Annotated in this window: 27 protein-coding genes; 19 read left to right on the top strand and 8 right to left on the bottom strand. The window is 33.6% G+C overall.

Annotated features, from left to right (window positions below; translation table 11 throughout):
• Positions 1 to 145: 145 nt before the first annotated feature.
• The 12 genes from EYY60_RS07180 to EYY60_RS07125 all read left to right on the top strand — a co-directional run bounded on the left by EYY60_RS07180 (position 146) and on the right by EYY60_RS07125 (position 14,455).
• Complete coding sequence (locus EYY60_RS07180; RefSeq protein ID WP_132988705.1) at positions 146 to 1,303, top strand: homogentisate 1,2-dioxygenase; 1,158 nt, start codon at positions 146 to 148, stop codon at positions 1,301 to 1,303.
• A 138-nt stretch (positions 1,304 to 1,441) separates the two neighbouring features.
• Positions 1,442 to 1,801 carry a four helix bundle protein gene (locus EYY60_RS07175; protein ID WP_035653041.1) on the top strand — a complete coding sequence of 120 codons (360 nt, stop codon included), beginning with the start codon at positions 1,442 to 1,444 and terminating at the stop codon, positions 1,799 to 1,801.
• Between the two features lie 93 nt (positions 1,802 to 1,894).
• Complete coding sequence (hppD, locus tag EYY60_RS07170) at positions 1,895 to 3,055, top strand: 4-hydroxyphenylpyruvate dioxygenase (RefSeq protein WP_132988704.1); 1,161 nt, start codon at positions 1,895 to 1,897, stop codon at positions 3,053 to 3,055.
• Positions 3,056 to 3,348: 293 nt separating this feature from the next.
• Positions 3,349 to 4,119: a DUF3108 domain-containing protein gene (locus EYY60_RS07165; RefSeq protein WP_132988703.1), complete on the top strand. Its 771-nt coding sequence runs from the start codon at positions 3,349 to 3,351 to the stop codon at positions 4,117 to 4,119.
• Complete coding sequence (locus EYY60_RS07160) at positions 4,119 to 5,051, top strand: tryptophan 2,3-dioxygenase family protein (protein ID WP_132988702.1); 933 nt, start codon at positions 4,119 to 4,121, stop codon at positions 5,049 to 5,051. Before EYY60_RS07165 ends, EYY60_RS07160 begins: the two co-directional genes overlap by 1 nt.
• Before the next feature lie 34 nt (positions 5,052 to 5,085).
• Positions 5,086 to 6,306, top strand: coding sequence for a M23 family metallopeptidase (locus EYY60_RS07155; RefSeq protein WP_132988701.1), 1,221 nt, complete (start codon positions 5,086 to 5,088; stop codon positions 6,304 to 6,306).
• A gap of 38 nt (positions 6,307 to 6,344) precedes the next feature.
• Positions 6,345 to 6,965 carry a hypothetical protein gene (locus EYY60_RS07150; RefSeq protein ID WP_132988700.1) on the top strand — a complete coding sequence of 207 codons (621 nt, stop codon included), beginning with the start codon at positions 6,345 to 6,347 and terminating at the stop codon, positions 6,963 to 6,965.
• The gene (locus tag EYY60_RS07145; RefSeq protein WP_132988699.1) at positions 6,928 to 8,061 is read left to right on the top strand and encodes an acyltransferase family protein; all 1,134 of its coding nucleotides are present in this window, start codon (positions 6,928 to 6,930) and stop codon (positions 8,059 to 8,061) included. Before EYY60_RS07150 ends, EYY60_RS07145 begins: the two co-directional genes overlap by 38 nt.
• A 570-nt stretch (positions 8,062 to 8,631) precedes the next feature.
• A complete protein-coding gene (gene pgi, locus EYY60_RS07140; RefSeq protein ID WP_132988698.1) occupies positions 8,632 to 10,275 on the top strand; it encodes a glucose-6-phosphate isomerase in 1,644 nt (547 codons plus the stop codon).
• Between the two features lie 322 nt (positions 10,276 to 10,597).
• Positions 10,598 to 13,360, top strand: coding sequence for a TonB-dependent receptor (locus tag EYY60_RS07135; protein WP_317128853.1), 2,763 nt, complete (start codon positions 10,598 to 10,600; stop codon positions 13,358 to 13,360).
• A gap of 105 nt (positions 13,361 to 13,465) precedes the next feature.
• Entirely contained in the window at positions 13,466 to 13,888 is a 423-nt protein-coding gene (locus tag EYY60_RS07130) for a hypothetical protein (protein WP_132988696.1), read from the top strand.
• A gap of 84 nt (positions 13,889 to 13,972) precedes the next feature.
• Positions 13,973 to 14,455, top strand: a complete 483-nt coding sequence (locus tag EYY60_RS07125; RefSeq protein ID WP_132988695.1) for a septal ring lytic transglycosylase RlpA family protein — start codon at positions 13,973 to 13,975, stop codon at positions 14,453 to 14,455.
• Between the two features lie 31 nt (positions 14,456 to 14,486).
• Here EYY60_RS07125 and EYY60_RS07120 read toward each other — a convergent pair whose 3' ends face one another.
• On the bottom strand, positions 14,487 to 14,942 hold the full coding sequence (locus EYY60_RS07120; RefSeq protein ID WP_132988694.1) for a DinB family protein: 456 nt from the start codon (positions 14,940 to 14,942) through the stop codon (positions 14,487 to 14,489).
• Between the two features lie 81 nt (positions 14,943 to 15,023).
• Here EYY60_RS07120 and EYY60_RS07115 point away from each other — a divergent pair, with 81 nt between their 5' ends.
• The 4 genes from EYY60_RS07115 (at position 15,024) to nadD (ending at position 17,859) form a co-directional block, all read left to right on the top strand.
• On the top strand, positions 15,024 to 15,371 hold the full coding sequence (locus EYY60_RS07115) for an arsenate reductase family protein (protein ID WP_132988693.1): 348 nt from the start codon (positions 15,024 to 15,026) through the stop codon (positions 15,369 to 15,371).
• Between the two features lie 294 nt (positions 15,372 to 15,665).
• Positions 15,666 to 16,526 carry a YicC/YloC family endoribonuclease gene (locus EYY60_RS07110; protein WP_132988692.1) on the top strand — a complete coding sequence of 287 codons (861 nt, stop codon included), beginning with the start codon at positions 15,666 to 15,668 and terminating at the stop codon, positions 16,524 to 16,526.
• Positions 16,527 to 16,618: 92 nt separating this feature from the next.
• The gene (gene gmk / locus EYY60_RS07105) at positions 16,619 to 17,191 is read left to right on the top strand and encodes a guanylate kinase (RefSeq protein WP_132988691.1); all 573 of its coding nucleotides are present in this window, start codon (positions 16,619 to 16,621) and stop codon (positions 17,189 to 17,191) included.
• Positions 17,192 to 17,277: 86 nt separating this feature from the next.
• Entirely contained in the window at positions 17,278 to 17,859 is a 582-nt protein-coding gene (gene nadD, locus EYY60_RS07100) for a nicotinate (nicotinamide) nucleotide adenylyltransferase (protein ID WP_132988690.1), read from the top strand.
• Between the two features lie 39 nt (positions 17,860 to 17,898).
• On the opposite strand, the gene EYY60_RS07095 is transcribed toward nadD, so the two are convergent.
• The 7 genes from EYY60_RS07095 to EYY60_RS07065 all read right to left on the bottom strand — a co-directional run bounded on the left by EYY60_RS07095 (position 17,899) and on the right by EYY60_RS07065 (position 23,446).
• Positions 17,899 to 19,368, bottom strand: coding sequence for a nicotinate phosphoribosyltransferase (locus tag EYY60_RS07095; RefSeq protein WP_132988689.1), 1,470 nt, complete (start codon positions 19,366 to 19,368; stop codon positions 17,899 to 17,901).
• Positions 19,369 to 19,374: 6 nt separating this feature from the next.
• Positions 19,375 to 19,827, bottom strand: a complete 453-nt coding sequence (locus tag EYY60_RS07090) for a nucleoside 2-deoxyribosyltransferase domain-containing protein (protein ID WP_132988688.1) — start codon at positions 19,825 to 19,827, stop codon at positions 19,375 to 19,377.
• 7 nt (positions 19,828 to 19,834) lie between these two features.
• Complete coding sequence (locus EYY60_RS07085) at positions 19,835 to 20,362, bottom strand: NADAR family protein (protein WP_132988687.1); 528 nt, start codon at positions 20,360 to 20,362, stop codon at positions 19,835 to 19,837.
• On the bottom strand, positions 20,359 to 21,192 hold the full coding sequence (gene prs / locus EYY60_RS07080) for a ribose-phosphate diphosphokinase (RefSeq protein WP_132988686.1): 834 nt from the start codon (positions 21,190 to 21,192) through the stop codon (positions 20,359 to 20,361). The genes EYY60_RS07085 and prs overlap by 4 nt, the downstream gene beginning before the upstream one ends.
• A gap of 74 nt (positions 21,193 to 21,266) precedes the next feature.
• The gene (locus EYY60_RS07075; protein ID WP_132988685.1) at positions 21,267 to 21,959 is read right to left on the bottom strand and encodes an NUDIX hydrolase; all 693 of its coding nucleotides are present in this window, start codon (positions 21,957 to 21,959) and stop codon (positions 21,267 to 21,269) included.
• Between the two features lie 111 nt (positions 21,960 to 22,070).
• Positions 22,071 to 22,442, bottom strand: a complete 372-nt coding sequence (locus EYY60_RS07070) for a PKD domain-containing protein (protein WP_132988684.1) — start codon at positions 22,440 to 22,442, stop codon at positions 22,071 to 22,073.
• A 98-nt stretch (positions 22,443 to 22,540) separates the two neighbouring features.
• On the bottom strand, positions 22,541 to 23,446 hold the full coding sequence (locus EYY60_RS07065) for a LysR family transcriptional regulator (protein ID WP_132988683.1): 906 nt from the start codon (positions 23,444 to 23,446) through the stop codon (positions 22,541 to 22,543).
• Between the two features lie 85 nt (positions 23,447 to 23,531).
• Here EYY60_RS07065 and EYY60_RS07060 point away from each other — a divergent pair, with 85 nt between their 5' ends.
• From EYY60_RS07060 to EYY60_RS07050, 3 genes are all read left to right on the top strand, one after another.
• Complete coding sequence (locus EYY60_RS07060; RefSeq protein WP_162847859.1) at positions 23,532 to 24,293, top strand: type 1 glutamine amidotransferase domain-containing protein; 762 nt, start codon at positions 23,532 to 23,534, stop codon at positions 24,291 to 24,293.
• Positions 24,294 to 24,436: 143 nt separating this feature from the next.
• Positions 24,437 to 25,594 carry an iron-containing alcohol dehydrogenase gene (locus EYY60_RS07055; RefSeq protein ID WP_132988682.1) on the top strand — a complete coding sequence of 386 codons (1,158 nt, stop codon included), beginning with the start codon at positions 24,437 to 24,439 and terminating at the stop codon, positions 25,592 to 25,594.
• Between the two features lie 353 nt (positions 25,595 to 25,947).
• Positions 25,948 to 26,943, top strand: a complete 996-nt coding sequence (locus tag EYY60_RS07050; protein ID WP_132988681.1) for an NAD(P)H-dependent glycerol-3-phosphate dehydrogenase — start codon at positions 25,948 to 25,950, stop codon at positions 26,941 to 26,943.
• The last annotated feature ends 56 nt before the right edge of the window (positions 26,944 to 26,999 follow it).

The following is a 26,999-nucleotide window of genomic DNA, read 5'->3' as shown; positions in this document are numbered from 1 at the left end:
TCTTCAATTCCTAATCAAGAGAAATCCTGAATAATGGCTCTATCGAATTGAAATAATTAGTCAATTAAAAGATTGAACTAATTGTTAACTCTGCAATTCACATTTTCTAATTATCTAATTTACAAATTATCTAATTGAAAAGGCCATGCCATTATATCACAAACTCGGAGATTTTCCTCAAAAGAGACACACCCAATTCGAAAAACCAAACGGCGGTTTTTACTACGAACAATTATTTGGAACCGAAGGTTTTCACGGACATTCGTCATTATCTTATCATGTTCACAGACCAACTCAGGTTAAAGAAATTTTAAACTCTTATTCGGTTGAGCCAAAAATCGCAATCGGAAAAAATATAAAATCATTACTTTTTAAAGGTTTTGAATTAAAACCTGAAAACGACTTTTTAGACAGCCGAAAAGCTATGTTAGTCAACAAAGACTGCATTATTGGCTTGGCCGCGCCGAAAAAATCGCTTCGAAATTATTTCTACAAAAATGCCGATGCCGATGAAATGCTTTTCATCCATAAAGGAAAAGGAAAATTAAGAACTATGTTGGGAAATATCCCATTTGAATATGGCGATTATTTGATTATTCCGCGTGGCATCATTTATCAAATTGATTTTGAAACCGAAGATAACCGATTATTTTATGTAGAATCTTATTCGCCATTTTATACTCCAAAACGATACAAAAATCAATCCGGTCAGCATTTAGAACATTCTCCATTTTGCGAGCGTGATTTTATTTTGCCAAACGAATTGGAAACACACGACGAAAAAGGTGATTTTTTAATTAAAATCAAAAAAGAAGGCATGATGCACGAAGTGGTTTATGCGACACATCCTTTTGACGTTGTGGGTTGGGACGGTTATAATTTCCCATATGGATTTTCAATTCACAATTTCGAACCTATAACGGGACGTGTTCACCAACCGCCTCCGGTACACCAAACTTTTGAAACGGCCACTTTTGTCGTTTGTTCATTCTGCCCAAGACTTTACGATTATCATCCCAAAGCAATTCCAGCGCCATACAACCACAGCAATATAGATTCTGACGAAGTATTATATTATGTTGATGGCGATTTTATGAGCCGTAATAATATCGAGCAAGGTCATATTACTTTACACCCAAAAGGAATTCCGCACGGACCAGCGCCAGGCGCAATGGAGCGCAGTATTGGTCACAAAGAAACCCAAGAATTAGCTGTTATGGTTGATACTTTTAGACCACTTATGGTTACGGAAGAAGCTATGGGTCTTGATGATGGACAGTACTATAAATCTTGGACGGAGTAGTAATTAGATAATGTGCCAATTAGAGAATGCGGCAATTAGAAAATGAGAAAATCAAATAATTTAATTGTAATTTTAAACCTACAAAATTAATTATCTCATTATCAAATTATCAAATTTTCTAATTATCACATTAAACAAATGACTTTCAACGAGAAATATAAAGACAACGCTCTTTTAATAAAAACATTCAATTTTGCCTTAAATATAATTGACTACACAACCGAACTTCAGGATCAAAAGAAATTCGTAATTGCAAATCAGTTATTAAAAAGCGGAACATCAATTGGAGCAAATTCAAAAGAGTCACAAAACGCAGAAAGCAAAGCAGATTTTATTCATAAATTAAAAATTGCAATCAAAGAAGCAGATGAATCGGAATATTGGTTGTTTTTATGTGACGCACACAAAGACTATCCAGATTGCAAATATTTATTAAATGAATTATCAGAAATTTTAAAAATTTTAAATAAAATAATATCAACATCAAAGAGGAAATAATTAGATAATTTGTCAATGTGCCAATGTGATAATTTTTATCGGAATGCGCATTATCTAATTTTCTAATTAACTCATTTTCTAATTAAAAACATCATGAGTAAAGAAGTTAAATCAGTAGAATACGGATTAGAAAAAATATTTGAAGGAGCACAAGATTTCCTTCCATTATTAGGAACAGATTATGTAGAATTCTATGTTGGAAATGCAAAACAGTCTGCACATTATTATAAAACAGCTTTCGGATATCAGTCATTGGCTTATGCCGGATTAGAAACTGGAGTAAAAGACAGAGCATCGTATGTTTTAAAACAGGACAAAATCAGAATTGTTTTGACAACGCCTTTAACAGCAGATTCTCCAATCAACGAACATTTGAAAAAACATGGAGACGGAGTAAAAGTGGCAGCGCTTTGGGTTGAAGATGCTACAAAATCTTACGAAGAAACAATGAAACGTGGCGCACGTTCTTTCATGGAACCAACTGTTGAAGAAGATGAATTTGGACAAGTGATTCGTTCGGGAATTTATACTTATGGAGAAACTGTTCACATTTTTGTAGAAAGAAAAAACTACAACGGAATTTTCTTGCCGGGTTACAAAGAATGGAAATCAGATTATAATCCAGAACCAACCGGATTAAAATATATCGATCACATGGTTGGAAATGTAGGGTGGAACGAAATGAATACTTGGGTAAAATTCTACGAAGACGTTATGGGATTCGTGAACTTTTTATCTTTCGATGACAAACAAATTACTACAGAATACTCTGCATTGATGAGTAAAGTAATGTCAAACGGAAACGGAAGAATCAAATTCCCAATCAATGAACCAGCAGAAGGAAAGAAAAAATCTCAAATTGAAGAATATTTAGATTTCTATGGCGGACCTGGAATTCAACATATTGCAATTGCAACCGATGATATTATCAAAACAGTATCACAACTGAGAGCTCGTGGTGTTGAATTTTTATCGTCTCCTCCTCACACTTATTATGAAGCAATTCCTGAAAGATTGGGCGTTCATATGGATATGATGAAAGAAGACATTAATGAAATTGAAAAGTTAGCCATCATGGTAGATGCTGATGAAGATGGTTATCTATTACAAATATTTACCAAGCCAGTTCAAGACAGACCTACCCTTTTCTTCGAAATTATCCAAAGAATGGGCGCAAAAGGATTCGGTGCAGGGAACTTTAAAGCCCTTTTTGAGTCGATTGAAAGAGAGCAAGAATTGAGAGGTACATTATAAAAACGCTGAATTTTTACATTATGCAGAAAAATTCTCTGTAAAACGTTGATTTTTATGCAAATGTTATGTTAAACTTGCCTTTTTCTATTTCTTTTTTGAACTTTCTATCTATCTTTGCACTCGCAAAACAAAAGGGGTGGTTTCCTTTTGGATTGATATAAATTTCATAATTTATAGTTTTTTGGTTAGTTAATAGCATAAAAACTCAGTCATTCCTTGACTGAGTTTTTTTGTTTTGGTACATTTGGAATAGAATTTGCAATTATCCTCATAAATATTTGTAAAACAGCACTATGAAAAAATTCATCCTCACTATATTCATCCTCACAGCCTTTAGTTTTGACTCACAAAAAGAAGACGCTTTCGACACTGGAGAGTTCTTTAAATTTAGAATTCACTACGGAATCATAAACGCCGGATACGCCACACTCGAAATTAAAGACGCAACAATTAACAATAAAAAAGTATTTCATGCGGTGGGTAAAGGTTACACAACCGGAATGTCAAAATTTTTCTTTAAAGTCGAAGATTTATACGAAAGTTATTTTGATAGAGAAACCGGAAGTCCGTATCGTTATGTGAGGAAAATTGACGAAGGTGGTTATACCAAAAATCAAGAAGGTTTTTTTAACCAGTCAGAAAACAGAGTTTTGGTGAAAGATTACAAAAGAAAATCTGAAAAAACCATCATAACTACTGATAATGTACAAGATATAGTTTCTTCATTTTACTACTTAAGAAATCATCCGAATATTGATAAATTAAAATCAGGAGAAGCCATTACAATTGACATGTTTTTTGATGACGAAATCACAAAATTTAAGTTAAAATATATAGGCCGTCAAGATATTACGACTAAATTTGGCACCGTTTCTACGATGGTTTTTAGACCATCTGTACAGAAAGGAAGGGTTTTCAAAGAAGAAGAAAGCTTAACACTCTGGATTACAGACGACGACAACAAAGTTCCTATTAGAATTAAAGCAGATCTTGCCGTTGGATCACTCAAGGCAGATCTTGATGAATATAAAGGATTAAAAAATCCATTTAAAGCAAAAAAATAATGAACCTTACTGATCATTCAGAATCAATTTTAAACGAAATTGATCAAAAATTCCAAGCTATAAATCAAAAAACTGAAGTTCAGTTAGAAGGATTACTTTGGTCTAAACCAATCACATACTGGGATTACATTCAAACCGATGCGCTTTTAAACCTACAAATACAACGCACCACGCTTCCTGACGAAATGGTATTTATTATGTACCACCAAGTCAACGAATTGATTTTCAAAATGATCTTGTGGGAAATTGATCAAATCGCGGAAACCGAAAACATTCAAGTTGATTTTTTTAGCGAAAGACTTTCAAGAATCACACGCTATTTTGACATGTTGACCAATTCGTTCAGCATTATGGAAAACGGAATGGACGTTGATCAATACATGAAATTTAGAAACACGCTTACGCCGGCAAGTGGTTTTCAGAGTGCGCAATATAGAATGATCGAATTTGCATCAACTGACGTTATCAATTTAACAGACAGAAGATACAAAGCAAATTTTGATGAAAATACAGATTTGGAAACCAGTTTTGAGCATTTGTATTGGCAAGCCGCTGGAAAAGATTATCAAACTGGCGAAAAATCATACTTGCTGAATGAGTTTGAAAAAAAATACAAAGAGCAGTTTTTAAGACAAATGTCATCGTTTAAAACGAAAAATATTTGGCAAAAATTCACACAGCTCCCTGCTGAAGATCAACAAAATACAGATCTAATTACTGCAATGCGCCATTATGACAAAACCGTAAATATTACCTGGGTAATGCAACACCTTAATACCGCAAGAAAATACATTCTAGAAAGTGGAAAAGGCAACGGAGAAGCGACAGGAGGAAGCGATTGGCAAAAATATATGCATCCAAAATACCAAAGACGCATCTTTTTTCCTAAATTGTGGACCGAAGAAGAATTGTCCAATTGGGGAAATGAATAAACCACATTTAGTTCCCTAGAAAAAATTAAAAAGTTTGAAAAAAGCAGTCGTAATTTTAATAGTCTTGTTTTCTGTTTTCTCATGTAATAAAAAAGAGGAAATAGTTGAAAACAAAATTACCAAACCTAAAACCAAAAAAGTAGAATTCGGATTTAATTACGCAGACTTTAATGTTGTAAATGATACTATTTCAAAAGGAGATTCCTTTGGATCAATTGTTCAGGGTCAAAATATTGGCGACAAAAAAGTATTTGACATAGTTGAACAAGTCAAAGATTCTTTTAATGTTAGAACCATTCGTTACGGCAAACCTTTTACATTGCTTCGCGCAAAAAACAAAACCAACAATCTCGAGGTTTTCATTTATCAGCCTGACGCACTGACCTATTATGTTGTAGATTTGAGAGACAGCATTGCAAAGGCATATAAAAAAATAAAACCAGTAACTTTAAAAAGAAAAATTATTGGTGGCGTTTTAAAAAGCTCTTTATCTGAAACTTTAGGAAATGAAAGTGTCGAAACAGCTTTGGCAAGCCGAATCACAAAAGTATTTTCTTGGTCTATCGACTTCTTCAAACTTAAAAAAGGTGATCGCTACGGATTAATTTTCACAGAAAGATTCATCAACGGAAAAACATATGATGGCGTTGAAGAGCTTGAAGCTGCATTTTTTGAGTATAAAGGAAAAATCGTTTATGCCTTTCCTTTTGAAAAAGACACGCTTTCAGGAAAAATCGAATATTATGACGATCAAGGAAGAACACTTAAAAACTTTTTCCTAAAAACTCCGATTAAATTCAGCAGAATCACTTCTCGATTCACCATGAATCGTTTTCATCCCGTACAACACACTTGGAAAGCACACAAAGGAACAGATTATGCCGCACCAACTGGAACTCCAATTTCTACAACTGCATCAGGAGTTGTTGAAGCTACCGGATATACAGCAGGAAACGGAAACTTTGTAAAAGTAAAACACAACGGAACCTACTCTACTCAATATTTACACATGTCCAGAATTTTGGTTCGTCGCGGGCAACGCGTTACTCAAGGTCAGACAATCGGATTGGTTGGAAGTACAGGTTTAGCTTCGGGACCACACGTTTGCTATCGTTTCTGGAAAAATGGCGTTCAAGTTGATGCACTTCGATTGAATTTGCCAACCGGAGAATCTTTGACAGGAAATGACAAAACTCGTTTTTCTAAACAAATCGAACCTTTAAAAAGAGAATTGGATAGTATTGGGAATCTTTAATTTCTATCGAAAATCCCAATTCAAAAAAATAGCAAACCATGAAAAACGCTCGGCTTAAAGCAATTTACAGTGAAACTTTTTCCGGTTTAAAACTATTTTACAGAGACACCAATTTACCAGAGAATTTAATTTCGAAGTACAAAATCGGCCAGATCATTCAGGAAAAAGGATTTACTGATATGACTTCTATTGGCGGAGGGCTTTCTGGAAATTTCAGATATTTGATTGCAAGTTCACATCCTAAAGATCTATCGAAATTCAATCCTGATTCTGGAAAAATTGGACATTTTCTTTTAGACACGATTGCTTATTTTAAAGTTTTGGATATCTATAAAATTGGAGACAAGACTCAAGTTTTTCTATTGAATATTCCAGATAATTCGATTACTCTTTTTAAAAATTCATCTTCAAATCTGGAAGAAGAAATTACAGAAAAGGCAAGAAAAAAATTCAGCATTAAAATTAATTCCGAGTTAATTCCAGAATTACAAACCGAAGAATGGAAAGAAAGAACCAAATCTCCTTTGGGAATGAATGAAAACGGAGAAATGTTTTTTGATGATTCTAAAATTAAAAACGAACCTTTGAAAAGAATTGAAATTAATACCGAAAAGAAAACTATTGAAGTCAACAAAAAACCTTGGTGGAAGGTTTGGTAAACAAAAAAAAATAAAACAAAATATAATGGATCGCTATTTAAGTAATAAAATAAGATTAATTTCATTCGTTGCAATTCTGATGGTTGTATATATACATTCTTACAACATGGTAACAAAATCTTTATCAGGAAATATAGTAATAAATGAAGGTTATAGTTTTTTCATTCAATTCTTTATCTCCCAAGGACTAACTAGAGTTGCAGTTCCAATCTTTTTCTCAATTTCGGGATATTTATTTTTTCTTAACATGAAAGGAAGCGTTTCTGAATTTTTAATTAAATTTAAAAAAAGAATCCAAACCTTAGTCATCCCTTATCTATTATGGTCAATTTTTGCTATTCTTCTTTTCTATTTTTTACAAAGCTTTGCTGCATCTAAAAATTTCTTTACAAATCAACTAATAAAGGATTACTCCTTCAGCAAACTACTTCATACCATTTTCTTGAATCCTATAAATTATCAACTTTGGTTTATAAGAGACTTAATAGTATTAGTATTGATTTCGCCAATTATTTTCTGGAGTATTAAATTTTCAAAATTTATAATCATACTTTTATTTTTTGTTGCTTGGATGATAGATTTTAATTTTGTAATATTTTCGAGTGACTCCTTATTATTCTTTTCATTTGGCGCTTTTATAAGTATGCAAAACAATTCTTTAGTTATAGCCAGATTAACAAATAAAAAATATTTACTAGTTAGCGTTGCTTGGATGATTTTAGTTTTAACATTCTCTACATTGAAATATAATGAAACTGATAATGTTAACCTTTTAAACCTATTATATAAATCCAGTATCATATGTGGCATAATTGCAATTTGGAGCTTATATGACATTATTTTAGAAGATAAAGAAATTAACAACAATAAATATTTTAAAATAACATCTTTTTCATTTTTTATATATGCGTTCCATGAACCCTTTTTAACAATTCTTAAAAAAGGCCTTTTATTTGCATTTAGCAAGTCAGATTTTTTCTCGCTTTTAGTATACTTTGTTGCTCCTTTAATTATAATACTTATCAGTATATCTGTTGGCTACTTTCTTTCATCTTTTTTCCCAAAAGTATATCGGACCTTAACCGGAGGGAGATAAATTATGAAAAAACCAATACTCTACTTTCTGTTTTTCATTTTATTTTCCTGCTGAAATCAATCATATGAATTGCGATTTGATAAATATGAAGATTTTAGAGAAATAACAAATCCAAGAGTTAAAGGATGGTTTCCAAATATTATCAATTCTGATTCTTATGATTTGAGAAGCGATTCACGTCTTAATATTTGTGATTTTGTCAAATTTAGCTATTCTAAAAACCAAAGTTATGATTCTATTTTCTTAAAAAATCCAAAAGTTACAGTTGCTTCATTCCAACAAAAAAATAAAAGAAAACGAAAATTTCAAACCAAAATGGTTTCCCAATTCTGACGAAATAAATTCCAATGATTTTGAAATTGTTTCTGCAAATGGGTTTGACATTGCAAGAAAAAAATCAATAAAAGAAAATATTTTGCATTTGTCATCCTGAAAATTTTCCAATTCGACAATATTTTCATAAAACGTTTTCGTAACTAATTGTTATATAATCGTGAACCGCTACCCTTTTAAAAGTTATTTCAGTATTTTTGTGTTTCTAAAAAAAACAAACCACATAATAAAATAAAAATGGCTTTAAACACAACAAACCCAACTGGGACTGAGGCGTGGAAAAATCTACAAAACCACTATAACGCAATTCACGAAACTACGATACAAGAATTATTTCAGCAAGATAATGCGCGCGCTGAAAAATTCAACTTGCAATGGAATGACTTTTTAGTTGATTATTCTAAAAACAATATCAGCCTGGAAACTATTTCTCTTTTATTAGAATTGGCAAACTCTATCGGATTAAAAAATGCAATTGCAGATTACTTTGGCGGAGAATTAATCAATAAAACAGAAAACCGCGCGGTTTTACACACGGCTTTACGTGCTCCAGAATCATCAGTGATTAAAGTTGATGGAGAAAATGTAATTCCGGAAGTTTTTGAAGTGAAAAACAAAATCAAAAACTTTACAGAAGAAGTAATTTCTGGACAAAGAAAAGGTTTTACAGGAAAAGCTTTTACCGATGTTGTAAATATTGGAATTGGAGGTTCAGATCTTGGACCAGTTATGGCAGTTGAAGCTTTACAATTCTACAAAAATCACTTGAATTTACATTTCGTTTCGAATGTTGACGGCGATCACGTAAACGAGATAATCAAAAAGTTAAATCCTGAAACGACATTATTTTTAATTGTTTCTAAAACTTTTACCACTCAGGAAACGCTTTCAAATTCAGAAACTATTAAAGAATGGTTTTTGAAATCGGCTTCTCAAGAAGATATCGCAAAACACTTCGTTGCAGTTTCTACAAACATTCAAAAAGTAACAGAATTCGGAATCAATCCTGACAACGTTTTCCCAATGTGGGACTGGGTTGGAGGAAGATTTTCTCTTTGGAGCGCTGTTGGATTGAGCATCGCATTAGCAATTGGTTTTGACAATTATAACCAATTATTAGTTGGAGCTCATGATATGGACAACCATTTCAAATCGGCAGCATTTGACGAAAACATTCCGGTAATTTTAGCTTTACTAAGTGTTTGGTACAATAATTTTTATGGTGCCGAAAGCGAAGCTTTGATTCCGTACACACAATATTTATCAAAATTAGCTCCTTACTTGCAACAAGCAACTATGGAAAGTAACGGGAAAAGTGTTGGACGTGATGGAAAACCTGTTAACTACCAAACGGGAACTATTATTTGGGGAGAGCCTGGAACAAACTCGCAACACGCTTTTTTCCAATTAATTCACCAAGGAACAAAAAGAATTCCAACTGATTTCATCGGATTTGTAAAACCGCTTTACGGAAACGAAGATCACCACGATAAATTAATGTCAAACTTTTTCGCGCAGACTGAAGCTTTAATGAATGGAAAAACTCCGGCACAAGTTCAAGCCGAATTTGACAAGCAAGGACTTTCTGCAGAAAAAGCTTCTTACTTGTTGCCTTTCAAAGTGTTCACAGGAAACAAGCCAACGAATACTATTTTGATTGAAAAATTAACTCCAAAAAGCTTAGGTTCGTTAATTGCACTTTACGAGCACAAAATATTTGTTCAGGGAATCATCTGGAATATCTTCAGTTTTGACCAATGGGGAGTTGAATTAGGAAAACAGTTAGCAAATTCAATCTTAGACGAAATAAATTCTAAAACTGTTAAGAGTCACGACAGCTCAACGACATTTTTGCTAAATCACTTTTTGAAAAACAAATAATCCTCAATTTTCATAACACATTGAAACGCCTTGATTTAATAAAAATTAAGGCGTTTTTTCGTATAAAAAAGCTTTAAAAAGCTTAAAAACAACTACATTTTGCAAGTTTCCCGCTACACCATTGCGAAATACATTGCCATTTTAACAAAAATCACTATTCAAAATTAAAAAAAGCGTTATTTTTTTTAATGAAAAAAGAAAAAATCATTTTAATGCGCAGCATAAAACGTAAAACTAATTTTTCTTAACATTTTGATAACATTATCTGATTTTATTGTTATAATTTTGCCAAAAACAATAAACTAAATAACAAATGAAGAAAATGAAAAATTGGTTACTTACTGGACTATTTTTTATGATAGTTTCAACCGTATTTTCTCAAGGAAAAGTTACTGGTACAATTACCGACGGATCGGGTTCATTGCCAGGAGCGAACGTAGCGATCAAAGGATCATCTACAGCTACTTCAACAGATTTTGATGGTAAATTTACCCTCAACGCATCAGGTTCAGGAGAGATTGTTGTATCTTTCTTAGGTTTCGATACCAAAACTGTAAAATTTACAGTTACAAATGGATCAACTACAAACTTGGGTGAGATTGTTTTAACATCTAACTCAAATGAATTAAGCGAAATTGTAGTAAAAAGCAGTGTAATTGACGTTGCAAAAGACAGAAAAACTCCGGTTGCTGTATCTACAATTAAAGCTGCTGAAATTCAAGAAAAATTAGGTTCTCAGGAATTTCCAGAGATCTTGAAAAGCACACCTTCTGTATATGCTTCAAAAGCAGGTGGTGGATATGGAGATTCAAGAATTGCGATTCGTGGATTTGACCAAAAAAATATTGCTGTAATGGTTAACGGAGTGCCTATCAATGATATGGAGAACAGTGCTGTATTCTGGAGCAACTGGGCTGGTATCTCTGATGTAACATCTGCAATGCAAGTACAAAGAGGTCTTGGAGCTTCTAAATTAGCTATTTCTTCTGTAGGGGGAACAATCAATATCGTTACGAAATCTTCTGATGTTAAAGAAGGAGGAAATATTTCTTCTAGTTTTGGTAACAACAATTACTTAAAAACTCAAGCTTCTTACAGCACAGGATTAATGAAAAACGGACTTTCTGCTTCTGTTTTATTCAGTAGAACAGCTGGAGATGGTTATGTTGACGGAACAAAATTTGAAGGATACAACTATTTCATGGCTTTTGGATACAAAATCAATGACAAACATAGTTTAGAATTCACATTTACAGGAGCACCTCAATGGCACGACCAAAGATCTACTTCTCCACTTTTAAGTGATTTCTTAAAATATGGAAGTGATGGAAAAACACCAAACATCAAATACAACTCTGACTGGGGTATGAGAAATGGTGAAGAGTACAACTTAAAAACAAACTACTACCACAAACCTGTTATGTCTCTTAACTGGGATTACAACATCAACGAAACTACAAAATTATCTACTGTAGTTTACGCTTCTTGGGGTCGTGGAGGAGGAACTACTTCTACTGGAGGTATCAAAGGAAACAACCCTTACTCTACAAACAATGCATTAAGAAATGCTGACGGAACAATCAATTTTGATTTGATTCAAAACTGGAACTCAGGAGTACCAACATCATTAGGTACAAGAACACAAACTAGTGGACAATACCAAAATAGCTCTTCTTCAGGAAGTGCAACAAATTTAAGCACAGGTATTACTCAAATTGCTTCAGTTAACTCGCACAACTGGTACGGAACTGTTATCAACTTAGATAAAAAACTTTCTGAAACTTTAACTTGGGATTTCGGAGTTGAAGGAAGAATGTACAAAGGTATCCACTTCCAAAACTTAATTGATTTGTTTGGTGCTACTAATTACAAAGACACTGCAAACATCAACAACAACCCAGCTTATTTCAGTACAACTTATGCACCAAGACCAAACGGAAACCCGTTTGTAAGTACTGACTACCAAGAAAGAATCAACTACTGGAATGATAGTGAAGTGAACTACTATGGTGCATTTACACAATTAGAGTATTCTAAAGATAGCTTTACTGCATTCGTACAAGGAGCAATTTCTCAACAAGGATACAAAAGAATTGACCACTTTAAATACGCTGCTGGTACGCCACTTGCTGAAACAGATTTCAAAAACATCGTAGGTGGAGACGTAAAAGCGGGTGCAAACTACAACATTAATGAGCACCATAACGTTTATTTAAACACTGGTTTCTATTCTAAACAACCATTCTTTAATGCAGTTTTCCCTAACAACGCTTCTATCATTAACGACAACCTTGTTAACGAAAAAGTTAAAGCTGTTGAAGTTGGATACGGTTTCACATCAGGAATCTTCAATGCTAAATTTAACGGATACTACACGCAATGGAATGACAGATTTACGCCTGGAACAGATCCTGACGCAGCTTCAAACCCTGGTGGATACTACACTTTCTCAGGAGTAAATGAAACACATACTGGAGTTGAGCTTGAAATGACTGCAAGAGTACTTGCTAAATTGAGACTTAACGGTATGATCTCTCTTGGAAATTGGAAATATGATGGTAATGCAACCAGTAATCGTTTTGATGCATCTAACAATCCTTTCCCAGGTGGAACTGCACAAACATTATACTTAGACGGAGTTAAAGTTGGAAACAACGCTCAAACTTCAGTTGCAGTTGGAGCAGCATACGAAATCATCGATGGTTTAAATGTTGATGCTAACCTTAACTATTTTGAAAAATTATACGGAAACATTTCTCCAGTTAACTTCTTAAGCGCTACTAACAAAGGAGCATTAGAATTACCTGGTTACGCTACTACTGACGCGGGTGTTTCTTATAAATTCAGATTTGGAAAAGATAAAGGTCAAGCTTTTAACTTCCGATTCAACGTAAACAACCTTTTTGACAGAACATACATCAATGAGTCTTTCACAAACATCTTCGCTAGTGATGTTAAGCCAGGAACAACTCCTGCTAAAACTTACGAAGAGCTAGGAGAAACTTACAAAGGTCTTGCTACTGCAAACAAAGTTTATTTCGGATACGGAACAACTTGGAACTTTACTTTCCGTTATGAATTCTAAAATTTAGAATCTTAATAAATAATAAAAACGGCATTGACTTTTAGTTTGATGCCGTTTTTTTATACCCTTTTTTGTTATATTTGTTTTAAACAAAAAACATAATTTATGGATCATTTTTTAAAAGAACTTCACTCGGGCTGGGCTTATTTAGCTTTATTACTTCTTTTAGTTGCTGTAGTGAATGCATTGATTGGCCTCAATTCTAAAAAAGAATTTACTGCCAAAGACCGCAAAATTTCTCTATTTGCTTTAATTGGAACTCACACACAACTTTTGATTGGTCTAATTCTTTATTTTGTATCTCCTTTAGGAAAAGCAGCTTTCGGACAAATGTCAAATGCCGAGTTGAGACTTACCTCTCTTGAGCATCCACTAATCAACATCATTGCAATCACCTTAATCACTATCGGGTGGTCTAAACATAAAAAACTAATCAACAGCGAAGCAAAATTTAAAACCTTTGCTATTTTTTACGGTTTAGGATTATTGCTTATTTTAAGCAGAATTCCTTGGAACCTTTGGTTCTAAAACAAAAAAGTCCTAATTTTGTAGGACTTTTTTTATAATGGCATATTATTTGTACAAACTCCCCAAGTCTGAAAAAAATAACCCATGAGAAACAAAAAAAACTTTATACTCACGATGCTTACGGCAGCGTTTATATGTTGCTTTACCTACGTTATAAGCCAAACAAAGCCCGTTATTGAGCCAAAAACTCAAGACACTATAACAAAGCCTACAATAATCCCTTTACCAACAGACTCAGTCTTTACCGATAAAGGATTAAAACTAAAAGTTTACAAAAAAAACGCTCACGCCTCCTACTATGCTGATCGTTTTAATGGAAAAAAAACTGCTGATGGAAGCCGTTTCAGCAATAGCAAATACACCGCTGCTCACAAAAAGCTTCCTTTTGGAACACGTGTCAAAGTGACTAATGAAGCTAATGGGAAATTTGTAATTGTAAAAATCACAGACCGTGGCCCATTCGTAAGAACTCGCGAAATAGACCTTTCAAAAAGAGCCTTTATGGAAATCACAAAAAGCAAAGGTGCTGGCGCTATGAAAGTGACCATCGAAACTATAATAGAATAAAAAAGTCCCGCAAATTGCGGGACTTTTTTATTTAAACGAACTTCCTAATGCTCATTACAATTCCAGTATGAATTCCTTCATGATAATTATTGAAATCCAAAGCTCCGTGTATGTTTTTCAATGTAAAACCTAAACTGGTTGTGTATTCATTATAATTGACGAAGATATTTGCTTCAAAATCTTTTTCAACTTGTAATAATGTTGAGGAAAGCAAATTTCTGATCTCGACGACTTCAGCTTGCGAAACATCTCCTTCTGGCTTTGTCCCTTTTCTATATTTTGCAATAAATTCTTCTGAAACCAATGTTGGCAAACCAGATAATTTGTAAATCAAAACTTGTTGCGATGCCACACAATGCGCAATATTCCAAATCAAATTATTGCTAAATCCTTCTGGGATTTTATTCAATTGTTCTAATGAATGATTGTCCAAAACCTTCAAAAGAACCTCCCTAATGGTTTTTTGTACTTCAAAAACTGAATTCATATTTCTATTTTTTTTTCTAAAATTAGGCAATTTTAAGGTTCAAATGAATTTTCTTTGTATTCTAAACAAAATAGACAAAAAATGAACAAAATATATTATTTAGCTTCTTGTGACACGTGCCGCAAAATCATTAAAAGTTTGCCGGAAAACAATTTGGTTTTTCAAGATATCAGACAAAACCCAATAACAGAAGCAGAACTTGAAGAAATGTATAAACTTTCTGGAAGTTACGAAGCATTATTCAGCAAGAAAGCGCAATTGTACAAGTCAATGGATTTAAAAAACAAAAATCTGACAGAAGCTGATTTTAAAAAATATATTTTAGAACATTATACCTTCTTAAGTCGTCCGGTTTTTATTATTGATGGAAAGATTTATATCGGCAACAGCCAAAAAAATATTGCAGAGGTAATAAAAGCTCTAAGTTAAATGAAGGAATTTGTTTAACACGATTGTTTGCGTGAGGGATAGAAGCTAGCTACCGAAGTAGCGCGGATAGCCCGACCCCGTTAAGATAAGTGGGCGAATAAAGACAAAGTATGTTTGCCCACTTATCTTAACGGGGGCACGCCCAACTTATCTATGAGAACTAAACAAGATCTTTTTGTAATTGGCAAATTCGTCAAAAAAATCATTAAACGGCTTTTCTGTAGCACAGAATAGTATTTTACGTCATAAACAGAGCAAACTTTTGATTATCTTTGCGCCTTTATACTCAATTATATGATACAATCTATGACAGGGTTTGGCAAAGCTTCTTTGCAATTGCCTACAAAAAAAATTACGGTTGAAGTAAAATCTCTGAACAGTAAAGGTTTAGATTTAAATGTGCGAATGCCATCGGTTTACCGCGAAATGGAGTTGGGTTTAAGAACTTTGATTTCGACAAAACTTGAAAGAGGCAAAATAGATTTCGGCATTTACATTGAAAGTACTGCTGAACAAACTTCGACTAAAGTAAATATTCCTGTCGTAAAAAATTATATTGCACAATTACAAGAAGTTTATCCTGACGCTGACGTAACTGAATTAATGAAGATGGCCGTTCGTATGCCTGATACATTAAAAACAGAACGCGAGGAAATTGATGAAAACGACTGGGATCAAATTCAGATTACGATTGATGAAGCATTGCAAAACATCTTAAGTTTCAGAAAAGATGAAGGCGAAGCTCTTGAAAAAGAATTTAATCTTCGAATTGCAAACATTCGCCAGTACATGAATGACACTTTGGCCTTGGATTCAGAACGTATTCAAGCAATAAAAGATCGTTTGCAGACTGCAATTTCAGAATTACAGGTAAATGTTGACGAAAATCGTTTTGAGCAAGAATTAATCTATTATTTAGAGAAATTAGATATTACCGAAGAGAAAGTTCGTTTAACGAATCATTTGGACTATTTCCTTGAAACTTTAAACGGAACAGAAGCTAACGGAAGAAAACTTGGTTTTATCACCCAAGAAATGGGACGAGAAATCAATACTATGGGATCAAAATCAAATCATGCTCAAATGCAAAAATTGGTTGTGATGATGAAAGATGAATTGGAGAAAATTAAAGAACAAGTATTAAACGTCTTGTAAAACGCTATAAGCTTTAAGCTATAGGCAATAAGCTAAAAACGGAATCAAATTAAAGCCTAAGGCCTACTGCCTAAAGCTTAAAGCATATAATAATGAACAAAGGAAAATTAATTGTTTTTTCGGCACCTTCAGGATCAGGAAAAACAACTATCGTAAAACATTTATTAGGGAAAGAAGATTTAAACTTAGAATTTTCAATCTCTGCAGCTTCACGTGATCCGCGCGGAGAAGAAGTCCACGGAAAAGATTACTATTTTATTTCGCTGGAGCAATTCAAAAAGCACATTAAAGCAGAAGAATTTTTGGAATGGGAAGAAGTTTACCGTGACAATTTCTACGGAACTTTGAAATCAGAAATCGAAAGAATCTGGGCTTTAGGAAAAAATGTGATTTTTGACATTGATGTTGCCGGTGGATTAAGAATCAAACACAAATTTCCAGAACAAACTTTAGCTGTTTTCGTAAAACCGCCAAGTGTTGACGAACTAAAACGAAGATTAAAACAGCGTTCTACAGAAAGTGACGATAAAATCAATATGCGAATTGCAAAAGCTTCAGTGGAATTAGCTACAGCGCCTCAATTTGACACTATCATCAAAAACTACGATTTAGACACAGCTAAAGAAGAGGCTTATCAATTGGTGAAAGACTTCGTAAATAAATAAAATTGAAAGATTGAAATATTAAAAGATTCCAGAACAAAAAACAAATCTTTTAATATTTCAATCTTTTAATCCTTCAATAAAATTGCATGAAAATAGGTCTATATTTCGGAACATATAATCCCATTCACGTTGGTCATTTGATTATTGCCAATCACATGGCTGAGTTTGCAGATTTAGATCAGATTTGGATGGTCGTTACGCCACATAATCCGTTAAAGAAGAAAGCAACTTTATTAGACGACCAACAGCGCCTTCAAATGGTTTTTCTGGCAACAGAAGATTATCCGAAAATAAAACCGTCTGATATTGAGTTTAAATTGCCTCAACCGAGTTATACCGTTATTACGCTCGCTCATTTGCAAGAAAAATATCCAAATCATCAGTTTTCTTTAATTATGGGAGAAGATAATCTGAAAACGTTTCATAAATGGAGAAACTACGAAGTGATTCTTGAAAATCATGACATTTATGTATATCCGAGAATCTCTGATGAGCCTGAAAATGTGGAATTAAAATTGTATCCAAAAATCCATGTAATCGATGCGCCAATTGTGGAGATTTCTTCGACTTTTATTCGAAAAAGCATTAAAGAAGGGAAAAATATTCAGCCTTTACTTCCTCCGAAAGTTTGGGAATATATTGATCATAATAATTTTTATAGGAAATAAAAAAGCCTGAATTTAAAAATTCAGGCTTTCGTTTTATAATTAAGCTTCGATACTTACTTCGCTTTTCACTCTTGCTCTAATTTCACTTAGCGATTGATCTACTAAAAGCTTTCCATCTCTGAAAACTTCTTTCAATTCACCTTCTTTTTCTTCTTCCCAAGAAACATTGTCAGTTAAATGATACTTGCCATCGATTAAATCAATTTTCATTAATCCTTTAGCCGATTTTTTAGTTCCGTCATCCGTAATCGGATCTTTGAAAATAGCTCTTCCCTCTCCATTTACTTCACCATAAGTTGCTTTCATTGCAAATCCGAAAGTATCTCTAGTATTGTATTGATAGGTGAAAGATCCGATTCCTAAAACAACATTCGTAGAAGCAAATCCTTTTTCTTTCAATCTTTCGCAAATTTGAGTTGCTCTTGCTACTGTAATGCTGTCTCCGTAAATAGCTCCAATTTGCGGAACCAATTCTTTGAATCCTTTAGCATTTGTTGTACCGCCAAAAACATCCCAAAGCAATTCGATAACTCCTTTTTTCTCCTGCTCTGTTTTTCCATTTGGATTTCCGCAGATAATATCAACTGGATCACCACTGTCAGGACGAATTACAACTTTACCTTCTCTTGAAACAATAGTTTCTCTCAATCTTGGAAGATAATCGGTTAAAACTTTCCATAAATCCCAAGTGTCCGAAACGATAGAAACAATTCCTTTTGGATAAACTTCAGTAATCAACCTTTTGAAAGTTTCATATTCTCCTTCTGTAGTTCCCATGCACATAACAGAGTGTTCTGTAGCTGCAACTGAACCCGCAACCAATTCCTGATCTGAATTGGCGTTATAATACTCTTCCAAAAAATCTATTGCCGGAATGGTATCAGACCCTGTAAAACTTAATAAATGTCCTGTTGCTGAAGTTACAGCAGCTTCGATTCCGCCCATTCCTCTCATAGAAAAATCATGTCCTTGCCAATCTACAAATTCAGGAACAGAAGAAGTTTGGTCTGCATATTTGTCCAAAACTTTTCTGTATTCTTTTGCAATTGTAGCTGAGTTGCAAGGAAGCCAGATTACAGCAGATAGCAAAGTTTCAAAATAATTTGTCAGCCAGAAAAACTCTGGAATTGTATTGTAAATTGTAAACATTGGCACTCTCAACGGAACGCTCGCTCCTTCTGGCAATGCTTTAAAAACCATCGGGATATATCCTAAATCATGTAAATCTTCGATATGCTTTGTCCCAACTTGGTTTTCGCCTAAATAATTATTGATTCTTCGAGCGTATTTTTTCACCACTTCTTCTTTTGATTTTTTAAAGAAATATTCTTCAAAGTCATGAATAATATATTTTTTGATGAAATATTGCAATCCGAAAAACACCACCTCATCCAATCCTTCAATTCTTGATTTACGAGGCGTCCAGTTAGAATATACTAATGTTGTTCCGTCTGGGTACTGTCTTCTGTGGTCAACTTTGTAACCGTCGGTTAATAGTAATGGGTTCATATGCTTTTATTTTAATAAATTTTGAATTAATTCATCCAATGTTTTAAACTGTTCTACCGAATATCTCTCACATACAACATCAATGTTTCCTTTTCTCCAGAAATTTTCCTCTGCCACAACTTTCATTTTATTCGTTTGAGCATAAAGTCCAAATTCTAGTAACGATATAGGTGACATTGTATTCTCTGCAAAATACATAATAATTATATCTGCTCTTTCTAATGCATTAAGTTCCCAATTGACTTGCTCTTTAAAATTAGGATTTTCTATAGTTTGCGACCAGTTACTATCCCACTCGTTTCTTCTTGGATTAAAGATTACAAATTGATCTTCTAACAATTCTTCACAATGTTTTTGCCAGTTTATCGCTTTATCCATTTCTATTGAACCAGCCAAAAAAATGGTTTTTGCATCGATGCCTAAAGGAATTTCTTCTGGTGCTTTGTAAATTCTTTTCATGATTTACTTATTTCAATTCATACCTAACTTCCATCAAAGCAAAACCTAAAAGATTCAAACCTCTCCATTTTTCAGGATTTAAAGCATCTGTATGATCACTTGCCATTCCGATTCCCCAAATAGGATCTACAGGACTTGCTTCTACTAAAACTCTTTCTTTTGTGTTTAGTAAAAATTCTTTCAAATTCGTATTTTGACTGAATTTATGATAGTTCCCCTGTTTTACAATTTCAAATCGGTTTTCTAACCAAAGTTTATCATCGTAATTCCTAACTTCTCTTCCTAACTTTTTGGCTTCCGCAGGTGATTCTGCTAAAAGAATTTTTTCTAAAATTTCTTGATCATTAAACAGTTCAGCTTTCTTAGCCATCATCCAGTGTTCAGCTGTTTTGTAGATCACATTTTCAACTTTAAAAGAACTTAACCACCATTGACTAAAACATGTTTTGGTAATTGTTCCGTCTTTACTCGGTTGGTGCCCCCAGAAAAATAAAAATTTACTTTCCGAGGCTATCTTATCTATATTGTATTTCATATTAGTTCACTTAATTTAATTTGAACAACTCTTTCATCTTCAAAATCTTTAAAAGAATTTGTGGTGAAAATTTTATCAAAACAATCTAAAACTTCAAACCCTTTATTAAAAATTCCGTGGCTTACAGCCAAGTATAATTTTCCAACATTTTTCTTTTTCAATTCTTCGGCAAGACCAACAAAAGTTCCGCCACCGTCGCAGATATCATCAACAATCAAACAATCCATTCCGTTTAAATCATCTTCATAAACTTTAAAACCAGACAGTTTTCCGGTTTTTACATCACGGCTTTTGCTGCATTCTACGACTTCAACTCCGCCTAAAAATTCAGAAACTTTGTAGATTTTCTTTAGAGCGCCGCCGTCTGGAGAAATCAATTTTACGTTTTCACCGATTACTTTTAAAATCTCTCTAACAAAAGTATGATTCGGAATTACGACACAGTTATTTACTAAAGCGGGAGTAACTTCAGAATGTGCATCAAAAACAAAAACTTTATTTAGTTGCAAGCCATTTATAATGTCAGCATACACTTTTACAGACAAAGATTCCCCTGGAATCATAACACGATCTTGTCTTGCCGCTGGAAAATATGGGATAAAAAGATCGATGATTTTAACGTCCATTCTACGTAAAGCATCCACTGCAATGCATAACAGGCCTAAATCGTTGAAAGAATTTAATCTATGTGTAATGGTAATTTTTCTATTCAGATCAAAATCTGGACTGATTTTAATGTGAGGTTCTCCTCCAGAAAATGTAAAACTTTGAAATTTGATTTCTTCTTGATTTTGAAAAGGAGCGAATTTTGGGTCAAGATTTAGTATCATAGCTTTTTAGTTTGCGTTAATTATACGCAAATGTAGAATTTAATTTTGAATAAACAATTTATTTTGTGTAAAAATTACGCAAACTTAATTTCAAAGTGGAAGCCATTACTTATTAACTCATTGTATTTCTGTTTATTAAATCTAAAAAGTTTTGCTGGTCTTCCGTTTTTTATTGGAGAAAAATTATCTGTTTGCTCTAAGATTCCGTAGCTGAGAATTTTTTTTCTGAAGTTTCGTCGGTCAATTTCTTTTTCTAAAATAGTACAATACAGGTTTTCAAGATCAGAAAACAGGAATTCTTCTGGAAGCAAATCGAAACCGATAGGTTCATAAGTCAGTTTTGCTTTTAACCTTTCGATTCCTTTTTTCAAAATTAAATTATGATCAAATGCCAAAGACGGAATTTCATCAATTTTAAACCATTGCACTTTTTCGGCATCTGTATTGGCTTTTATTTCTAAGTTCGATGCATCAACCAAAGCATAATAAGCCACTGAAATAACACGATTTCTGGAATCACGATTAATATCATCTCCAAATGTGTACAATTGTTCCATAAAAGTCAATTGCACATTGGTTTCTTCATGCAATTCTCGAATAACTGCATCTTTCAAAGATTCGTTGTCCTGAACTAAACCGCCCGGCAAAGCCCAATATTTCTCTGAAGAACCAAATTGCTGTTCGATTAACAGTACATATAAACCACTGCTTTTATAACCAAAAACAATGGCATCAACAGCAATTCTAATATTTTGCAATTTTTCCATATTTAAAAAACATATTCGAACAAATATAACGAATGAGAGTCAATTTTATAATTTAATGCCGAAACATAAATTACAAATTGACTCTCATCTCATCAAATATCTTTTTCCTATCTAATTCACCGTAACATTTTTCTTTGGGTTTACAGTACAACTGCCTCCCCCTTTTGAAAGTGTTACATCAGCTTTTACTTCTACAGTTCCTGCAGCGCTATACGTATGCGAAACTGCTCCTGTCGGACTATTTACAGTTTGAACTGGAGTTCCATCACCAAAAGTCCATTTTACAGAAGTTACGGTATTGCTTCCGCTATATTGTATCGAATAATTAATTATCTTAGAATTAGTTCCATCTGCTGTATGTTTTAGTTCAGTTAAAATTGAATCACCAAAACAATCTACTATTGCTTCATCTTCACTCTTACTGCAAGAATTGATCATAAAAAACAACATAGAGAACATCAAAATAGCTGCGATCTTTTTCATAATTGGAAATTTTAGTGGTTATGTATCAAAAATATTCATTTCAAAAGCATATTCAAAGAAAAACACAAGAATTTTCATACTTTTTAATTCACTCCCTCCTACATTCTGTTTCCAAAAAATAGTTTTAACTCTTTCTCAATTATATCAAAAAACGACTTTACATTATTATTTTTTGGAGCCAACAAATACACAAATTCTTCAGGAACATGAAAACTGTTCCAAACCAATTGCAATTTATTTTCTTTGATGTAATTTCTAGCATTACAATTCCAAGTTGCCGCTATTCCTTCGTTTTTAGCCAAAAGCCTTAACATTTCAGATTCTGAAGGAATAATGTAATTGGGAACCATCGAAGGCCTTTTTTTATTAAAAGCATGCAGCCAGAACAATTTTATATGCGGAATTCTAGCATCGTGGCTGTACCATTTTTGGGCATTGAGCCATTGTTCTATTTCAGTATAATTATCTGCTTTTAATCTCTGGCGAAATTCAGTTATATCCAGACTTGTTGGAGCAACTAAAATCAATTTAATTTTTCCGACAATTTCATAAGTGGTATCAAAAGTATCAAACCTTTTTGTCGTAATTGCAAAATCTAGTTTTTTGGCATCGACCAAGGCAAACAATTCATCATTTTCGGCAAATGTAAAATCGATTAAATCAAATTTAGAAATCAGCAAATTTCCAACGCAGTCAAAAAGATGTTTTGAAATACCCACAGAAATTAGCCTAGTAGCATCTTCTGCTTTTGCTCGAAAACTGGTTTCTACACTTTCCAGTCGGTCAAGCGCATCTATAATCAAATTATTCAGTAACTTAGCGTATTCCGTTGGTTCTACGCCTTTTGACTTTCGATTGAACAATTTATTCCCAACATGCGCCTCCAGCATTGAAATTTGCTGACTAACGGCCGGCTGGCTCATAAACAATTCTTTTGCGGCGATCGAAAAATTACCATTTTTATAAACCGCTTTAAATGTTCTGTACCATTCTAGATTTACCATGATATAAATTTATTTATAACAAACATAGTTTATTTTATTTTTACTGATATCACTTTCGGCGTAAATTTGTCGAAAATTTAATATTATGAAGAAAATAGCATTACTCGCAATAATTGCATTTGCAGCCTTAAGCACAACTGCTGTGGCTCAAAAATCAAATAAAAAAGGAATGAAAAAAGTATTATTTGTTGTTACCAGCAACGATAAGCTGGGCAATACAGGAGAAAAGACAGGATTTTGGTCTGAAGAATTTGCTGCGCCATATTACGAATTATTAGATCAGGGCGTTGAAATCACAATCGCGTCTCCGCTTGGAGGTCAGCCACCAATTGATCCAAAAAGTGCTGATCCATCATCAGCAACCGAAGACACAAAACGCTTTGACGCCGACAAAGTTTTACAAGAAAAATTAAAACACACATTGAAACTTTCAACCGTTAATCAAAAAGATTATGACGCGGTTTTTTATCCAGGAGGACACGGTCCACTTTGGGATTTAGTTCAAGATCGATATTCAATTGCTTTAATCGAATCTTTTTACACACACAACAAACCGGTAGCTTTTGTTTGTCACGCTCCTGCAGTTTTGAAAAACGTAAAAGTAAATGGTCAATATTTAGTGAAAGGCAAAAAAATCACAGGTTTCACCAATGAAGAGGAAGAAGCAGTTGGTTTGACAAAAGTAGTTCCGTTTTTATTAGAAGATGCCTTAGCTTCAAACGGAGGAGTTTTTTCAAAAGGACCAAACTGGCAACCTTATGCTGTTGAAGATGGGCTCTTAATCACAGGACAAAATCCAGCATCATCAAAACTTGTTGCTGGCAAATTATTACAGAAATTGAATTAAAGATGCTAAGATTCTGAGTTGCTAAGAGACTAAGTTTTCTTTTAGCAACTTAGATTTTTATCAAAAATTAAAATAATAAAATTAACCAGATGCTAAAAAAACTTAGAATCTTAGCAGCTTAGCATCTCAGAAACTCTAAAAACATGCTCAACTTTGAATTATATAATCCGACGAATTTAATCTTCGGAAAAGGACAAATTGAAAAACTTTCGACTTTAGTACCAAAAGACGCTAAAATTTTATTGGCTTATGGCGGTGGAAGTATTTTTAAAAACGGAATTTACGATCAAGTAATCCAAAATTTAAAAGGTTTTGAAATCGTAGAATTTGGCGGAATTGAGCCAAATCCAAGATTTGAAACTTTGATGAAAGCTGTTGATGTAATCAAGGCCGAAAAAATCGACTTTATTCTTGCTGTTGGTGGTGGTTCAGTTATTGACGGCGTGAAATTTATCTCGGCTGCTGTAAATTTTGAAGGAAACCCAATTGATATTCTTCAAAAAAGAATTTTAATCAAAGAAAATGCAATGCCTTTCGGAACTATTTTGACACTTCCGGCAACGGGAAGCGAAATGAATTCTGGATACGTTATAACTATTGAAGCAACCCAAGAAAAATTAGCTTCTGGCGGAAGTGCTTTATTTCCAAAATTCTCTATTTGTGATCCAACTGTAATTGCGTCTTTACCAAAAAGACAAATTCAAAATGGTGTTGTAGATGCTTACACCCATGTAATGGAGCAATATTTGACTTATCCGCACGAAGGTTTTCTTCAAGATAGAATTGCCGAAGGCATTTTACAAACACTAATTCAAGTTGGCCCAGGTGTTGTGGAAAACCCAACCGATTATACTTTGGCTTCTAATTTTATGTGGAGCTGTACGATGGCCTTGAACGGATTAATCCAAAAAGGCGTCCCTAGCGATTGGGCAACGCATATGATTGGCCACGAATTGACTGCACTTTATGAAATTGATCACGCGAGAACTCTAGCTATTATTGGGCCAAGCTTATATAAAGTAATGTTTGAAACCAAAAAAGGCAAACTGGCCCAATACGGAAGAAGAATCTTCAACTTAACTGGTTCAGACGACGAAGTTGCTCAAGACGCCATCAACAAAACAGTTGAATTTTTCCATACAATGGGAATGGATACCAAACTTTCTCAATACACAAACGACTATTCTAATACAGCTGATTTCATTGTAAATCGTTTCGAAGAAAGAGGCTGGAAAGGTTTAGGCGAAAATCAATTAGTTACTCTAGACAAAGTAAAATCAATTGTTGAACTAAGTTACTAACATATAAATTCCAAAATAAAAAATCCAAATTCCAATGGGCTCAAGACTGGAATTTGGATTTTTTTATTGGAATTTTATAAAAAAGGCGTTCTTAAAACATTTAGGAACGCCTTTTCACAATACTAAAACAAAACTAACTAACTCAATTTTTATTAAATTCATTAAAATTCTAATTTATAATCACTTACAACGTAAGACGTATTATTTTATTGTGTTCGATGCAAAATATTTTTTTATTTCTTTTCCTAACCTCCTGAAAACCGCTGTTTTTAAGGGAGTTTTGCAAATTTCTTAAATGAGGTTTTGCTTTATTAGCACATTATTAAGTACTTTTGTTTTAAATTATTAAAATAATGAGCGAAAATTTGAAATTTGCAGTAATTGGAGGAGGAAGCTGGGCAACGGCAATTGCAAAAATGCTGTGCGTTAATCAATCTGAAATTGCGTGGTATATGCGCAATGACGCTGCAATAGAGCACATTCAGAAATACAAACACAACCCAAACTATTTAAGTTCGGTGGAATTTGACACCAAAAAACTTAGATTGACCAACAATATCAACGAAGCAATTGAATATGCCGATTATTTGATCTTCGCTATTCCTTCTGCATTTTTAGATGCCGAAATGAAAAACATGACGGTTTCTTTGTCAGACAAAATTATTTTCTCGGCAATTAAAGGAATCGTTCCTGAAACTAGTTTGATTGTTGGAGAACATTTCCACATTCAATACGATATTCCTTATTACAATATTGGCGTAATCACAGGACCTTGCCACGCCGAAGAAGTTGCTCTTGAAAGACTTTCTTATTTAACAATTGCTTGTGGCGATCCTGAAAAAGCATGCAATGTTGCCAAATCTCTTTCTGGAAACTACATCAAAGCAAAAATCTCAGACGACATTATCGGAACTGAATATGCTGCAATGCTGAAAAACATTTACTCTATCGCTGCAGGAATCGCTCATGGTTTAGGTTATGGCGACAACTTCCAATCGGTTTTAATGAGTAATGCGATACGTGAGATGAAAAAATTCATCAGAAAAGTACATAAAATGAAACGAAACATCAATGATTCTGCTTATTTGGGCGATTTATTGGTTACAGGATATTCTGTTTTTTCTAGAAACAGAATGTTCGGAAATATGATTGGAAAAGGATACACAGTAAAAAGCGCCATGATGGAAATGAGCATGGTTGCCGAAGGTTACTACGCAACAAAAAGTGCTTATAAACTAAATCAAGGTTACGGCGCCAAAACGCCAATTATAGACGCTGTTTATGCTGTTTTATACGAAGGAAAAGATGCTAAAACAGTTTTCAAGAAATTGACGGAGTCTTTGGATTGATTTTAGAAGAAAGAAGCAAGAGCAAAGAAAATAGATTTCTTAAACATAAAAAAAGA

The organism is Flavobacterium zhairuonense (genome assembly GCF_004352915.1).
In the GTDB taxonomy this organism is placed as follows: Bacteria; Bacteroidota; Bacteroidia; order Flavobacteriales; family Flavobacteriaceae; genus Flavobacterium; species Flavobacterium zhairuonense.
The sequence above is the reverse complement of the archived record's forward strand: the minus strand, read 5'-3'. Positions and strand labels throughout refer to the sequence as shown.

Bases quoted from the DNA above. Each gene is read 5' to 3' on its own strand.
- EYY60_RS07180 (WP_132988705.1), top strand. From the start codon at position 146: ATGCCATTATATCACAAACTCGGAGATTTTCCTCAAAAGAGACACACC.
- EYY60_RS07175 (WP_035653041.1), top strand. From the start codon at position 1,442: ATGACTTTCAACGAGAAATATAAAGACAACGCTCTTTTAATAAAAACA.
- hppD (WP_132988704.1), top strand. From the start codon at position 1,895: ATGAGTAAAGAAGTTAAATCAGTAGAATACGGATTAGAAAAAATATTT.
- EYY60_RS07165 (WP_132988703.1), top strand. From the start codon at position 3,349: ATGAAAAAATTCATCCTCACTATATTCATCCTCACAGCCTTTAGTTTT.
- EYY60_RS07160 (WP_132988702.1), top strand. From the start codon at position 4,119: ATGAACCTTACTGATCATTCAGAATCAATTTTAAACGAAATTGATCAA.
- EYY60_RS07150 (WP_132988700.1), top strand. From the start codon at position 6,345: ATGAAAAACGCTCGGCTTAAAGCAATTTACAGTGAAACTTTTTCCGGT.
- pgi (WP_132988698.1), top strand. From the start codon at position 8,632: ATGGCTTTAAACACAACAAACCCAACTGGGACTGAGGCGTGGAAAAAT.
- EYY60_RS07135 (WP_317128853.1), top strand. From the start codon at position 10,598: ATGAAAAATTGGTTACTTACTGGACTATTTTTTATGATAGTTTCAACC.
- EYY60_RS07130 (WP_132988696.1), top strand. From the start codon at position 13,466: ATGGATCATTTTTTAAAAGAACTTCACTCGGGCTGGGCTTATTTAGCT.
- EYY60_RS07125 (WP_132988695.1), top strand. From the start codon at position 13,973: ATGAGAAACAAAAAAAACTTTATACTCACGATGCTTACGGCAGCGTTT.
- EYY60_RS07120 (WP_132988694.1), bottom strand. From the start codon at position 14,942: ATGAATTCAGTTTTTGAAGTACAAAAAACCATTAGGGAGGTTCTTTTG.
- EYY60_RS07115 (WP_132988693.1), top strand. From the start codon at position 15,024: ATGAACAAAATATATTATTTAGCTTCTTGTGACACGTGCCGCAAAATC.
- EYY60_RS07110 (WP_132988692.1), top strand. From the start codon at position 15,666: ATGATACAATCTATGACAGGGTTTGGCAAAGCTTCTTTGCAATTGCCT.
- gmk (WP_132988691.1), top strand. From the start codon at position 16,619: ATGAACAAAGGAAAATTAATTGTTTTTTCGGCACCTTCAGGATCAGGA.
- nadD (WP_132988690.1), top strand. From the start codon at position 17,278: ATGAAAATAGGTCTATATTTCGGAACATATAATCCCATTCACGTTGGT.
- EYY60_RS07095 (WP_132988689.1), bottom strand. From the start codon at position 19,368: ATGAACCCATTACTATTAACCGACGGTTACAAAGTTGACCACAGAAGA.
- EYY60_RS07090 (WP_132988688.1), bottom strand. From the start codon at position 19,827: ATGAAAAGAATTTACAAAGCACCAGAAGAAATTCCTTTAGGCATCGAT.
- EYY60_RS07085 (WP_132988687.1), bottom strand. From the start codon at position 20,362: ATGAAATACAATATAGATAAGATAGCCTCGGAAAGTAAATTTTTATTT.
- prs (WP_132988686.1), bottom strand. From the start codon at position 21,192: ATGATACTAAATCTTGACCCAAAATTCGCTCCTTTTCAAAATCAAGAA.
- EYY60_RS07075 (WP_132988685.1), bottom strand. From the start codon at position 21,959: ATGGAAAAATTGCAAAATATTAGAATTGCTGTTGATGCCATTGTTTTT.
- EYY60_RS07070 (WP_132988684.1), bottom strand. From the start codon at position 22,442: ATGAAAAAGATCGCAGCTATTTTGATGTTCTCTATGTTGTTTTTTATG.
- EYY60_RS07065 (WP_132988683.1), bottom strand. From the start codon at position 23,446: ATGGTAAATCTAGAATGGTACAGAACATTTAAAGCGGTTTATAAAAAT.
- EYY60_RS07060 (WP_162847859.1), top strand. From the start codon at position 23,532: ATGAAGAAAATAGCATTACTCGCAATAATTGCATTTGCAGCCTTAAGC.
- EYY60_RS07055 (WP_132988682.1), top strand. From the start codon at position 24,437: ATGCTCAACTTTGAATTATATAATCCGACGAATTTAATCTTCGGAAAA.
- EYY60_RS07050 (WP_132988681.1), top strand. From the start codon at position 25,948: ATGAGCGAAAATTTGAAATTTGCAGTAATTGGAGGAGGAAGCTGGGCA.